15 protein-coding genes are annotated in these 12,687 nt (G+C 52.8%); 5 read left to right on the top strand and 10 right to left on the bottom strand.

Annotated elements, in window-relative coordinates; all coding sequences use genetic code 11:
• The first annotated feature begins 69 nt into the window (after positions 1 to 69).
• Both OEL83_05150 and OEL83_05145 read left to right on the top strand, forming a co-directional pair.
• Positions 70 to 1,515 carry a hypothetical protein gene (locus OEL83_05150; protein MDK9706418.1) on the top strand — a complete coding sequence of 482 codons (1,446 nt, stop codon included), beginning with the start codon at positions 70 to 72 and terminating at the stop codon, positions 1,513 to 1,515.
• 62 nt (positions 1,516 to 1,577) lie between these two features.
• Complete coding sequence (locus OEL83_05145) at positions 1,578 to 2,357, top strand: hypothetical protein (protein MDK9706417.1); 780 nt, start codon at positions 1,578 to 1,580, stop codon at positions 2,355 to 2,357.
• Positions 2,358 to 2,472: 115 nt separating this feature from the next.
• On the opposite strand, the gene OEL83_05140 is transcribed toward OEL83_05145, so the two are convergent.
• The 4 genes from OEL83_05140 to OEL83_05125 form a co-directional block, all read right to left on the bottom strand.
• Positions 2,473 to 3,717: a M48 family metallopeptidase gene (locus OEL83_05140; protein ID MDK9706416.1), complete on the bottom strand. Its 1,245-nt coding sequence runs from the start codon at positions 3,715 to 3,717 to the stop codon at positions 2,473 to 2,475.
• A 180-nt stretch (positions 3,718 to 3,897) separates the two neighbouring features.
• Positions 3,898 to 4,050 carry a hypothetical protein gene (locus OEL83_05135; protein ID MDK9706415.1) on the bottom strand — a complete coding sequence of 51 codons (153 nt, stop codon included), beginning with the start codon at positions 4,048 to 4,050 and terminating at the stop codon, positions 3,898 to 3,900.
• Positions 4,051 to 4,055: 5 nt separating this feature from the next.
• Positions 4,056 to 4,793 carry a CBS domain-containing protein gene (locus OEL83_05130; GenBank protein ID MDK9706414.1) on the bottom strand — a complete coding sequence of 246 codons (738 nt, stop codon included), beginning with the start codon at positions 4,791 to 4,793 and terminating at the stop codon, positions 4,056 to 4,058.
• Between the two features lie 93 nt (positions 4,794 to 4,886).
• Complete coding sequence (locus tag OEL83_05125) at positions 4,887 to 5,357, bottom strand: CBS domain-containing protein (GenBank protein ID MDK9706413.1); 471 nt, start codon at positions 5,355 to 5,357, stop codon at positions 4,887 to 4,889.
• Positions 5,358 to 5,494: 137 nt separating this feature from the next.
• Here OEL83_05125 and OEL83_05120 point away from each other — a divergent pair, with 137 nt between their 5' ends.
• Entirely contained in the window at positions 5,495 to 5,962 is a 468-nt protein-coding gene (locus tag OEL83_05120; protein MDK9706412.1) for an NAD(P)H-dependent oxidoreductase, read from the top strand.
• A 138-nt stretch (positions 5,963 to 6,100) separates the two neighbouring features.
• On the opposite strand, the gene OEL83_05115 is transcribed toward OEL83_05120, so the two are convergent.
• The 4 genes from OEL83_05115 to OEL83_05100 all read right to left on the bottom strand — a co-directional run bounded on the left by OEL83_05115 (position 6,101) and on the right by OEL83_05100 (position 8,626).
• Positions 6,101 to 7,225 carry a Fic family protein gene (locus OEL83_05115; GenBank protein MDK9706411.1) on the bottom strand — a complete coding sequence of 375 codons (1,125 nt, stop codon included), beginning with the start codon at positions 7,223 to 7,225 and terminating at the stop codon, positions 6,101 to 6,103.
• Between the two features lie 436 nt (positions 7,226 to 7,661).
• Positions 7,662 to 7,991 carry a hypothetical protein gene (locus tag OEL83_05110; GenBank protein ID MDK9706410.1) on the bottom strand — a complete coding sequence of 110 codons (330 nt, stop codon included), beginning with the start codon at positions 7,989 to 7,991 and terminating at the stop codon, positions 7,662 to 7,664.
• The gene (locus tag OEL83_05105) at positions 7,988 to 8,299 is read right to left on the bottom strand and encodes a DUF86 domain-containing protein (protein MDK9706409.1); all 312 of its coding nucleotides are present in this window, start codon (positions 8,297 to 8,299) and stop codon (positions 7,988 to 7,990) included. Before OEL83_05105 ends, OEL83_05110 begins: the two co-directional genes overlap by 4 nt.
• A 36-nt stretch (positions 8,300 to 8,335) precedes the next feature.
• On the bottom strand, positions 8,336 to 8,626 hold the full coding sequence (locus tag OEL83_05100; protein ID MDK9706408.1) for a nucleotidyltransferase family protein: 291 nt from the start codon (positions 8,624 to 8,626) through the stop codon (positions 8,336 to 8,338).
• Positions 8,627 to 9,094: 468 nt separating this feature from the next.
• Between OEL83_05100 and OEL83_05095 the strand changes: the two genes are divergently transcribed.
• Entirely contained in the window at positions 9,095 to 9,454 is a 360-nt protein-coding gene (locus OEL83_05095) for a helix-turn-helix domain-containing protein (protein MDK9706407.1), read from the top strand.
• Positions 9,455 to 9,460: 6 nt separating this feature from the next.
• Positions 9,461 to 10,372: an EamA family transporter gene (locus tag OEL83_05090; GenBank protein MDK9706406.1), complete on the top strand. Its 912-nt coding sequence runs from the start codon at positions 9,461 to 9,463 to the stop codon at positions 10,370 to 10,372.
• A 63-nt stretch (positions 10,373 to 10,435) separates the two neighbouring features.
• On the opposite strand, the gene OEL83_05085 is transcribed toward OEL83_05090, so the two are convergent.
• Positions 10,436 to 11,446: a Fic family protein gene (locus tag OEL83_05085; protein MDK9706405.1), complete on the bottom strand. Its 1,011-nt coding sequence runs from the start codon at positions 11,444 to 11,446 to the stop codon at positions 10,436 to 10,438.
• 346 nt (positions 11,447 to 11,792) lie between these two features.
• Positions 11,793 to 12,593, bottom strand: coding sequence for a nucleotidyl transferase AbiEii/AbiGii toxin family protein (locus OEL83_05080; protein MDK9706404.1), 801 nt, complete (start codon positions 12,591 to 12,593; stop codon positions 11,793 to 11,795).
• Positions 12,594 to 12,687 lie beyond the last annotated feature (94 nt).

The following is a 12,687-nucleotide window of genomic DNA, read 5'->3' as shown; positions in this document are numbered from 1 at the left end:
GGAGATTCCCAGTAGAAACAACCGAGGAAGGCACATCCAAACACATTCTTTTACAATCGGATAGTTGATATGAAACTCAACAATATTGCGACAGATCTTTGTGGAGTATCTTCTTTAAAAGCCAAGAACGCCGCGCGTTTTCTCTTGTTGAGCATGGCGCTTGGGTTCCTTTCATCCTGCGGCGACATGAACCCCAAGAATGTCGACATCCAGTTGGAAAAGAGCGCTCCTGTTGAGAAGACAACCTCCTACACTCAGGCACTCTCCGATCTCGGACTGATGTCGCAGATTTATGATACCGGCCTGATGAAGGTGCAGAGCCAGGATATCGCCGATGAAACCGGTACCTCGGTCACCAGCGGCGGTGAGATTCAAAGGAACATTACCGAAATAATGAAGAGCACCTTGAACTCCATCGGCGGCAATGTGCGCTTTATCGAGTACAATCCATCCTATATTCAGAATCAGATGGTATCCGGCTATAGCAGCTTCGACAATAAGGCGATCCCGGATGTCGTCATCACCGGCGGCATCACCGAATTTGATCGTGGCCTGGAGACCCGCGGCGATGGCACCAATGCCGACGCCGAGGTCGATTTCCGGGGCTTGCCGAACTGGCTGCCCTCAAAAACCGTCGGCGCCAGCTATGGCGACAACACCAAAACCGGTAAGGCCCGCATTACCCTCGATTTCAATCTCAAGGATTTCCAGAGCCTGGCCAGTATCCCCAGGATGTCGACCACCAACAGCATGGAAGTCTATAAGGGCATGCGTGAGGAAGAGGTCGGCATCACCCTGTTCGGGCCGACTTTTGGCCTGAAGGGCTCAATTAAAAAAGTCCAGGGCCGGCATGAGGCGGTGCGGGTTCTGGTACAGGTCAGCATGATCCAAATGATCGGCAAATACCTTGCCCTGCCCTATTGGCGACTCATGGGCGATGATGTCCAACCGGATAGGGTAGTTCTCGACTCCATCTCCGAGACCTTCCATAAGATGAGCCGGGAAGACCGCATCGGGGCGGCGCAACAGTGGCTGACCCTGCACGGCTACGATGTCGCCGTCAATAATCGACTCGACAGCAAAACCGTCGCGGCCCTGCAAAAATTCGATGCGGCCCTGGCGGCGGGAAGCCAGGGCAGTATAAGCGAGGCGCTGTTCAGCAAATTGTATCTGTCCATACCCATTAACCGGGAAGCATTTTCCAGGCGGCAACAGCTCAATCAATACTTTGCCAAGATGCAGAAAGGACAGGCCATAGAAGAGCGGAAGACAGCAGTGAAACAAGAGAAAAAACCGGCAACTGCCGGTGGGCATGGCCAGATTGACCAACCAGCGCAGCAGGTCGTCCAGGCCCAGCAACCCAAGGCACAGCAGGCCCAGGTTGCGGCAGTTGCCCAGAACCCCGCACCACAGAACGAAGTGGTGCAGGCGGCTGCCCCGCCAGTGGCGCAACCTGCCGCGACTGCTGCCAAGCCAAAGAAATTCGGCCGGCAGCTCACCGCCGAAGATTGGTAAAAGGCCCCGGCGATCAGGGATAGCGCAGTCAATAACCCAGAACTGAAAAAGGAAGGTCAACCATGTTATCGAAAAACACAATACTTGCCGGGCTGCTGATTGTCATTATGACCAGTGCCGGTGCTGTCTGGGCCGGCAACAAGAAAATTATGTCTACCAGGGCGGCACGGGTGCTTGCCGAGCGGGCGATCGTCGAATCGGTCTACGGCCTGAAGATCAGATCCACGGAAGAGGTCATCGACATGATTGCCGCCACCTTTGTCGGCAAGACCGAATCGAAAACCAGCGCTGAGATGCAGGGCATCAAGATAGACGAGGTCATCTACGACGAAGAGAAAGACATTGCCCAGGCCACCGCCTCGATTAGTCTCGACGAAATCACCAATATCGATGGCCAGGTTCTCAACCTCAATGGCAAGACCTTCAAGAGAGTTGCCTTCGCCACCTCAACTCCGGCCAATGCCGGACCGATCAAGGCGCTGCGGGCGGCCGAGCTGGATGGCTACAAGAACCTGGTGAAATCGGTGGTTGGATTTACCCTGGAGAGCCAGACCACGGTTGAGAATTACATGCTGACCTCCGATGTGGTGAAGGTCAAGGTCATGGCTACGACCTACCTCGCCGACTTGAAAGATTACGGCTGGGACCAGGAAGGCAATGCCTACGTCAAGTTCCGGGTAAATATCAAGGATATCGAAGAGCTGCTCGGTGCCAAGATCCCCGGAGCGGCGGAATATGTCGAGGTTGAGGGGCATGGCGCCGCCACCGATGATTTCTCCGAGGCGAAAAAGCAGGTGTCGAGCGATACGGCGACTCCCCCTCCGGCCAATAAAGCCATGTAAGAAGCCTGCAAACCCAGTGAATGCAGAGCTTGGGAGGCCCGGCCATCCAGAACCTACAGTGGCTCTGGATGGCCGGGCCTCCCTTTATTTTTTCCTGACAGCCACGGCGGTATGGCTAGCGGTTGTGCTGCCCCTGGCGAAGAGCGGCTATCCTGGCAAGGATGGGCGGGTGGCTGTAATGGAGAAAGACGGCGAACGGATGCGGGGTGAGATTGGCGAGGTTACTGACCGTGAGTTTTTTCAAACCGCTGATCAGGGACTCGGCGTCGGCGCAGGTCCCAACGGCATACTGGTCGGCCTGGTACTCATTGCGCCGGGAAAAGGCGTTGAAACCAATGGCCACCAAGGTGGAGATGGGGCTGTACAAAAATCCGAAGAAAATGAGACTGGCATAGATGGACAGGTTTTCCATGGCAAACGCGTCGAACAATTCCGGATTATTAAGAAAGAGCGAGAGGATGAAAAACATCAAGCCCATCTGCACAATGGAAATCGCCATCATGCTCAAGGTGTGCTTGAGCTTGTAGTGACCCATCTCATGTGCCAGAACAGCGACGATTTCCTCGGTTGACAATTTTTCCATCAGGGTATCGAAAAAAACAATGCGCCGGAAGCGGCCAAATCCAGTGAAGAAGGCGTTGGCCCGGGTGGATCGTTTCGATCCGTCCATGGTATAAATGCCCTGGATCGCAAACTTTTGCGCTGCGGCATACCTGGCAATGGCGTCCTTCAGGTCCCCCTCGGCCAAGGGGACAAATTTATTGAAAAGCGGCATGATCAGCACCGGGGCAAGGAACTGGACAACCAGAACAAAGACCACTGCAGCGACCCAGCAATACAGCCAGGCAAGCGGGCCGCTGGCCTCGAAAAACCACAGGACTCCCGCCAGCAGTGGCCCGCCCAGCGCCACCGCCAGCACTATGCCTTTGAGGATATCGGTGATAAATGTGGCGACGGTGGTGGTGTTGAAGCCGAAGCGCTGCTCGATGACAAAGGTCGAATAGACCGAAAACGGCAGGCTGACCAGCGACGACAGCAGTGCCAGCAGCCCGCAGAAGATAAGGCCGGTGGGGATGGAGGAAAATCCGAAGCCGCGCCCCACCGCATCGACCAGATTAAACCCGCCGGCCAGGACAAAGATCAGGGTCACCAGCAAATCCACCGTCGCCTGGATCTGCGAGAATATGGTGTTGGCCCTGATATACTCCCGGGAACGGCCGTACTCCTCAGCAGTATAAAAATCAGCGCACTCGGCGGGCAATTCCGGCCGGAGCGCCCGCAGATTGAGGGTGGCCACCACAAGTTCGAGCACATAGCTGAGCAGGAGAATGGCCAGAATAAAGATCAGATAGCTGTTCATAATTGTCTGGATTGCCTCACATAATCATTCAATTGACCGGGGGAGCGGGCAGCCGCCCGGGCCGCGGCGAAGCTGTCATCGCAGCTCCCCCTCCGGGAAAATCGCTACCATACAATACCCGGATACAGAGGGACAGCATTAAAGCTGCGCTGGAAAGCATGCCAACTGAAGTCAATGCCCCTACTGGTGATCTTCTACCTTGATTCGACTTGAGACGCAGCCATGGCATGAACCGGACCGGCCACGGGCCGCATCCGTGAGGGAAAGGACACCGACAAGGTCCTGGCTGTTGCCTTCGTGGACGAACAATCTATGGATATCCGAAACGATCATTTGCTTTATCGCCTCTTCCAGAAAGAGTGGGCGTCGCAGGTATGCACGGGCGTACTCATAACCTTCGCGGCACTTTCGCCGGTACTGATGCCCCTTTTATAGGCGAGAGCCAGATCGGTTTTGGAAATCACTCCGCAGGGCAAACCACTTTCATCGGTTATCAGCATGGCGCCAAACCGGTAGGCTGAAAGTGACTCCATGACCGTACTCAAAGTCTCCTGCGCGGCAAGGCTTTTTACCCCAGCGGTCATAAGCTCCTTCACCTTGAAGCGGCGCAGGGATTCCGATTCGCCGCTATGTTTTTTGCGATTGAGATGGCTGTATTCACACTGGCGACAGTATTGGTACAGCATCCCGACAATATCGGGGTAGGCCAGAGCCCCCACGAGCTCCTCCCCTTGATCACCAGCGACATACAGCCGATACACTCTATGGCTGCGCATCTGCTCAAGCGCGGTTTCCAGGGAATCGGCGGCTTTGCAAAAAAGCGGAGGCGACACCATGATATCTTCAAGGGGCGAATCGATCGGCAGACCGGCATAATAGGCCCCCATGATATCGGTCTTCGACACTACGCCGATGGGCTGCTGCTGGGAGTCAACAACGAGAAGGGCATTGACCTTGTGCTTGATGATGATATTGATTCCGTGGCCGATGGATTTGTCCTGCTCAAGGCAAATGACCTGCCGGCGCATGGCCCGGCTTACGCTCAGATTGCGGAGGGTGTTGGCGGTTGGTGTCATAATTTCTCCACTTTGCCCGTGCATGGAGCAAAAAGAGTACGCCGCCGGGCAACCATTGCCTGACGGGGGTTGCAGGGATGAAGCTGGCCTTGTTCAGTCGCCGATGCGCTCCAACAAATGATTGAACAGGTCGGAAATATAGACAATCCCGACGATGCACTGGTCCTCCACCACCGGCAGCCGGCGGACGTGTTTTTTGATCATGATATCGAGGACCATGAGCAGGTCGGTCTGCGGACCGACGGTTATGACCTCAGGGGTCATAATGTCCCCGACCAGGATCGATTTGAGCCGACTGCCTGCCGCCTCGATCAATCCGGCGACATCGATGTCCTCCATGGCACCCCAGACCTGGATGTGTTTTGGCCGCACATACAGGAGGATATCGTACATCGAAAGCATTCCGGCCAGACGTCGATTCTTATCGGTGACAATGATGCCAAATAGCCGCCGCCCATGTTCCCGCGACGACCCACGAAAAACCCGAATGGCATCGGTAAGCGGTGTTTCAGGAAAAAGTGTCGGAAACTCTGTCGTCATGATGCTGGCCGCAGTGGTTTTCATCGCCTCACTCCCAAGCCGTAAATGTGTAATTTTAGCACTTTCCACAACAGAACGATGTCGCCCGGAACCAAACCTTTAGTGTAAGTTATTCAATCCGCTGTATCAACACAATATTTTTACGCTATAGAAGGAGTAAGATGGCAACCAAGGCAAAAAACATCCTGGTGATTTACCACTCCCAGAGCGGCACAATGGAAGGCATGGCAAAGAGCTTTGCCAAGGGCGCGGCAAAGGAACAAGGGGTGGAGATCATATTAAAAAAGGCACAGGATGCCGACATTAACGACCTGTTACGCTGCGACGGACTGGCCATCGGCTCTCCCGAATATTTTGGCACAATGGCCGGCATGATCAAGGATTTTTTTGACCGCACGTTTAAGGATGCCCAGGAAAGAACCATCGGCAAGCCTTTCGTCGTTTTTGTCTGTGCCGGAAATGACGGCCGCGGTGCCCTGATGCAGATCGAACGCATTGCCGCCGGGTACAAATGGAAGAAGGTACAGGAACACATCAGGATTGTCGGAATCCCTACCCCAAAAGACCTGCTGGCGCTGGAGGAATTGGGACAGACCTTGGCCGCAGGCATCGATTTCGGGATTTTCTAAAGACAGTCGCCATATTATACCGCTTGGGCATAAGTTACGTTTGAGCAGACAAGCTGCTCAACGCAGCTTTATACCGTCATTTTCTCATTCTTCAAAAGACCTGACAAATTTGGGTGTTACATTTCAATCTCAGCAAAGCTATTTGAACAATTGCAGGTAGTCATGAAACACATACATCTTACCCCGCTTGCCGCCGGTGATTTCTTTCAGAATCCCGAATTGTTCCAAGTCGGCAATCAATTTGTAGGCCGAAGCCGGAGAAATGCCCGCCACCTCTCCGACCTTGGCGGCGTCAATCATCGGCCGTTGATACAAATAATGGACAACCTTCTGGGCGTTTGCTGCTCTGCTCCCAAGAGTCTGGATCTGGGCCTCCACATTTCTTTGCAGATTGAGGATATTGTCAAAAGTCGTGATCCCGCTTTTCGCGGTTTCGATAATACCTACAAGAAAAAACTTGAACCATTGCAGCAGGTCATTCTTCTCTCGCACCCGCATAAGATTATCGTAATAAAGGCTGCGATTGCGCTCGAAAAAATCCGACATATACAACACCGGCTGCTTCAATATTCCCTTGCTGAACAGGTACAAAGTAATCAATAATCGCCCTACCCGGCCATTACCATCCAGGAACGGATGGATGGTCTCAAACTGGTAATGCACCAAAGCGATCTTCAACAGCTCCGGGAAATAATGACTATCGTTATGTAAAAACTTCTCAATATCACTAATAAGGTCGCTGACTGAAGTATGAACCGGTGGCACAAAGACCGCATCGTTGATCGTTGCTCCGCCAATCCAGTTCTGGCTGTGTCGGAAATCCCCCGGTTGCTTGTGGGTGCCGCGCACGCCTTGCAACAAGGTCTTGTGGGCCTCCCTGATTAATCGCGCCGAAAAGGGCAAGGTCTGCAACTTGGCAATCGTTTCATGCATCGCCGCCACATAGTTTTGCACCTCTTCCCAGTCATCCCGTTTGTCCAAGGCCACGTCCTCCTTTTCGAGAAGGGCCTCTTCCATATTGGTCTGGGTGCCTTCAATCTTACTTGATTGGGTGGCCTCCTTCAGCACATGCATCTTGATGAACAGGTCGATATTGGGAATATAGTCCGAATACATATCCAGCCGCCCCAATTCCCGATCTGCTTGACCAAGCAACTGAATCAACTCCATATTGTCAAGATTCCAAGCGCGATTGATCGGAGATGGCTGGAAGCTTTTATAATGTCCTTGCTGAATATAACGACCGGATTGAAAGGTTTTCATCAGAGTGAACTCATCGTGAAAGTAAAATAAGCCTGGCCTTTATTTTAGATTTTACGCCAAATCTAAAATAACACAGAGCGTTATTTTAGTCAAACATAGAAACCCGTGGCTTAGTCCACGGGCTTCTATGTTTGAACAAATAGTGCCTGAACTTTGATTGGATGCATTCCGGTTTCGTAACAATCACCATGAACCTGAGCCTCGTTTATTCTTTGGCGAGGATTAAGCTGAGTTGAACAGCTTGTCTGCTCAACTGAAACCTATGCCCTTGCGGTATAAGAACTTATCCACTCGATCACGGAGTTCCGCCGCAATGCTGCCGATCACATTAGCAGCAACAGCTTCCATAGATGGCCTGGAGGTTGGAGTGCTTGACCCGGTAGTTCTTGCCGTCTGATCTGTTTGACCGTTTCCGGAAAGTTTTTGGGTTGGCGGATCATGGCCATCGGACATCTCCCGCTGATTGGACGAGGCGCAGCAAGCCGGGCGCGACGTTCCACTGATGGCCTTCGTCGGTGGTGACGCTGATGGTCTTCTTGTTGAGGCGCAGCACCATGCCTTCCAGCATCCGGCCGTCCGGGGCCTGGAAACCGACCCGGTCACCCCTGGTGAAACTGGTCATCAGCGTGGTGGCACGGGCCTGGGAAATGAGCTTGAGCCGTTCGACGATCAGCCGGTTGAGAAAGAGCAAATCCTCTTCGTTTAGTCGTTTGATCGCCTCGATGGCGGAGATGCGGTCGACGATCTTGACGCTGCCGGGTTTCATGGCTGCTCCACGTCTTTCAGTGCGTTGAACATCAGCAGCAGTTCGGGTACATCATCCCGGATGATGCTCCACAGGGTGTCGTAGTCGATGCCGAGGTAGCCATGAATGAGGCGGTTGCGGGTGGCGATGATCATCCGCCAGGGGATTTCCGGATGGGCGGCGCGGACTTGGTCTGGGATATGGGTGGCGGCCTCGCCGATCAGCTCCAGATTGCGCAAGGTAGCGTCGCAGGTCAGGCCGCTGGCTGCGAAACCGGTCTGGTAGAGGCCGTCGGTGTAAGCGAGCACCTTTCCGGCAAAGTTGATCATGTCGTCGAGATAGAAGCGCCATTGCGCCGGCTGGCATCAGACATTGACCCGCTCCTGTTCGATGTAAGGCAGCAATTCCGGCCGCAGGGCCTTTTCGGTGACCAGGTCGACCGGACAGCCGAACAGGTCCTCCAGGTAAAACTGCACGCCAAAATAACGCTTGGAGGTGGCCGGGCCATCAAAGGCCACCAGTACATCGACATCGCTGCCGCTGCTCGCTGTATCGCGAGCGGTGGATCCGAACAGGGCCAGCCGGGTCACGCCGAAACGGGCCTGCAACTCCGTCTTGCTACGGCTCAGCAGATCAAGGGCACGTTGTTTGTTCATCGCTCAGCCTCCAAAAGCAGATTCATTTCGTGGTTTTTCACGTACCCGTGACCTCCGGGCGCACGAAATCCAGTCAAAACTACTCGACAACATAACATCTGCTATGTGGCGTGCAACTCAAAATTCGAATGAGTTCCGGCAGATTTGAAACCGCTCTACTATGTGAGACGCATGGGAACAGACACAAAAAATCGGCCCCCCCGACACGTTGATTCGCCCCATCCCTGACGCTCACCTCCGGGCATCCTGACGGACGTCCAAATCCACTGTCCTGCGGATTTGTCTCCGTTATAGATTGTACTTAACCATGAAATGGGATATGCCCTTGACTCAAGAAGAGCTGCTGCGATTCTTCTGATTGGCGGGAATAAAGCCGGCGATAAAAATTGGCATCAAACGCGCATGCCAATAGCCGATAGATTATTTACAGAACATTTGGATGGATTAAAACAGAGGGAGGAATAAACAATGACTCAATCATTCAATATGTTAAAAGAAAGACTCCCAGCCGAAAGTAAAAACAAAATAGAAGAGCGGCTCAATGTCGCTCTACAAGAAATGCTTCTGGCCGAACTTCGCCAAGCTGGCAAATTCACTCAGCGGCAGTTAGCCAAATCGCTCAAAATCAAGCAAGCATCCGTCTCAAGGATGGAGAGCCAGACTGACATGTACCTTTCCACAATTCGGAAATACATTGAGGCAATGGGTGGAGAATTTGAAATTGTGGCCAAATTCCCGGAAGGCAGTATCAGAGTTGGCAAATTTAAAGAACTAAACACCTCGCCGACAATTCCGGACGAGCAATCAATACAACAGACATTGATATGAGCGGCAATGAACCGTAAAGACATAGCAATTGCCCTCCTGGTGGTGACAATCTGGGGAGCAAACTTCACAGTAATCCGGCTCGGCCTTGACGGGATCCCGCCGATGCTTCTGGTATCTCTTCGTTTTCTCCTGGCGGCATTTCCAGCTGTTTTTTTTGTGAAAATGCCGGCAGTAAATTTCCGTTACTTGCTGGCTTACGGCATGTCCGTGGGGGTTGGACAGTTTGGCTGTCTTTTTTACGCGATGCACATCGGCATGCCTGCGGGGATAGCCTCGGTTGTTTTGCAGGCACAGGCTTTTTTCACCCTTCTCTTTGCAGTGACGCTACTCAGAGAATCGGTTACCCTCAGGCAGCTCGCCGGACTTGCACTTGCAGCAGCCGGCCTGTATCTGGTGGGAGGTGTCTCCGGCAAGGCAAGCGTAATAACTCCGGGGGCACTCATCTTGACACTAGCTGCTGCCGCATGTTGGGGGATGTCAAATATCGTTGTACGGAAAGCATCGGCATTTTGTACCTCACAAGGGAAGAAACTCGATATGCTCAGTCTCGTGGTTTGGTCGGCGCTGGTTCCACCGGCCCCTCTCCTTGTCCTTTCCTACCTGATCGAGACCCCGGACAGAATTGTTCGCGCTTTTACCCAGCTGAATGGTGTTTCACTGTTTTCAGTGGCCTATCTTGCCTTCGGCGCCACCATCTTTGGCTACGGTGCATGGAGTTACCTGCTTTCCCGGCATCCCGCCAATCGCGTTGCACCCTGGTCGCTCCTGGTGCCCGTGGCTGGGTTGATCACCGCGCGCATAGTCCTTGATGAACGATTATCGGCCATACAATGGACCGGCTGTCTCCTGGTTGTGGCCGGTCTGCTGGTGGCCTTTTCCAGCTTTGTTCCATGGAAGTCTGCCGGCCGTTCGCTTTAGGCGAAATCTATATCTTCTTAAAATATTGAACAATATTTTTTTAGAAGTGGTGAAAACCGGACATCATCTGCTAGCCAGCCAATTGCGGCCCTTGTCGGTGAGTCGGTATCTCTGCAGACGGCTGTTTGGTTTGTCGGGAACAGTCATTTCAATCAAACCATCCGCCAGGGCCGGTTTGAGGTAGCGTTCACGGAAGGACTTGCGGTCTTGCAGGCCAAGGGCCGTTTGCAGCGTTTCGCGGCTCGCCTCTCCCTGGATCGCTAAAAGGAGTTCGCCGACTTGGGGGGTAACTTGGGGGGTAACTTGGGGGGCGACAGTGGTCACTGCCTGCAGGATCATCCGAAGCATGAAGGTGATAAACGGGGCGGAATCAGCCAGGTTGCTACTCTCCTGCAAGGCCTTGTAGTAGGCCGCCTGGTGTTCGAAAACCAGGCTTTCCACCGGGATCTCCGCGAACAGGGGATTCCAGGTGGCGAGAATCAGACTCTGCCACAATCGCCCCATACGGCCGTTACCGTCGGCAAAAGGATGGATGAACTCGAATTCGTAATGAAATACCGCACCGGCGATCAAGGGATGATCTTCGGTAGTAGACAACCAGTGAAACAGGTCGTCCATGAGTGCCGGAACCCGGTCCGCCGGAGGAGCTATATGGACGACCTGACTGCCTGCCATTACCCCAACACTGCCAGGCCGGTAAAGACCGGCCTCGGCAATCAGGCCGGACATCAATAGGCGATGAGCCTCAAGCAGATCCTTTTCGACCTCCGGCCGCCAAACACCAAAACGATCATACGCGGCCAATGCATTGTGGACTTCCTGCACCTCGCGGGGCGGAGCAAGCACCCGTTTGCCGTCAAGAATTGCCGTGATCTGTGCTTCACTCAGGGTATTGCCTTCGATGGCCAACGAGCCCTGAATGGTACGGATACGATTGATCCGCCGCAACCGCAACGATTTGGATAGGTCGGAAAATGCCGTCAGCTTTCCAATGGTCTCACAGACCTGGGCGACCAGATTGAGGATAACAGAAGTGATGGTATAGGGGGGCTGATATTGGGATAGATTGCTCAAACCGTTTCCCTGAAATTGTGCAATCGGGGCAGTCCCGAACAGATAAAGAAAAATAAACCCGTCAAAATCCTCAAAGGACTCTGGCGGGTTCGTTTTTTACTACATTGGTGGAGCGGCGTCCGTCACATATATCAATCAACATATTGTAATTTATATATTTATTTTGTTGGAATTATTCAATATACCGCCATAAATACCGTCGTTTTCTTTCTTAAAGAATACTCTGAATCAACCCTTGCTACTTTAATGTCAAAAGCGCTCCTTGTCTGCAGAAAGTTTTTTTCGTTTTTTGGTTCTTCGAAATTTTGGCATGAGTTTTTTCCAATGCAGAATCAATTTGTCTCATTCATACCCATGGACCTGGAGAGGTCCAGCGCACAGGCTTGGGATTCCCTTGAGAAATTGAGAAGGTTAGCGGAGCAAGAAATAATTCCACTGCCGATACGATATCGTGGAATGAGTTAGGAACATGATCTTGCTGGAGCCTTTTCCAAAAAGCTGACCACTGTATCTGCTTGGCCCTGATGAAAGCTTTATCGAACGCCTCTACCTCAGTTGGCAGTATCGTGCCGCGCCTCTCGAAAGTTAGCCGAATCGCCTCGGCGAGCCTTGTCCCATCAAAATCGAACTGACGGGAGAGTAGCCAGATGTCGTAAAAATCTTTCATACGGCTGTTCAATGCACCGAGTTTTACCATTGCTTCAAACTTCTCGGCAATTGCGCTTTCCCGACTGTAACACAGAAGCCTCGGCGCGGGAGAATCCAGCATAGTCGGCAGATCCGATTCTTCTGGACCCGGATAGACTATATCGCCAAATCCGACATCGATTTGCATACTGACTCGGGCTGAGTCCAACGATCCACGAAACCGAATTCTCATCCCTTGGTAATCCGCATCTTCGGTGATCCGTTCAACTTGAATCGAATCAGGATCAAATGTAAGTCCGTCCGGATCGACAACCACTGCCATAATATCCTTAACTTGCTCTACGATACTGGATTCCTCGTTGCTCGTTCTTCCCAGCATGTCGATATCCATGGTCGACCGAAATCCTGGAGAACGCCAAACTCTCAACATCAACGCTCCCTTGAGAATGAATCGGTCCGCATGAGCGGATCGGGACAGGCGGTACAGAAATCGCTCCATGGCGTAATACTGAAGCAGCTCATTAAACGGCCTCTTGTCACTCTTGGCCCGATTGAGGAGTCGTTGCCGGATTGATGCCCGTACATTGCTTTTG

Source organism: Desulforhopalus sp. (assembly GCA_030247675.1).
Taxonomy (GTDB): domain Bacteria; phylum Desulfobacterota; class Desulfobulbia; order Desulfobulbales; family Desulfocapsaceae; genus Desulforhopalus_A.
Note: the sequence above shows the minus strand (reverse complement) of the source record. Positions and strands in the feature narration are given on the sequence as shown.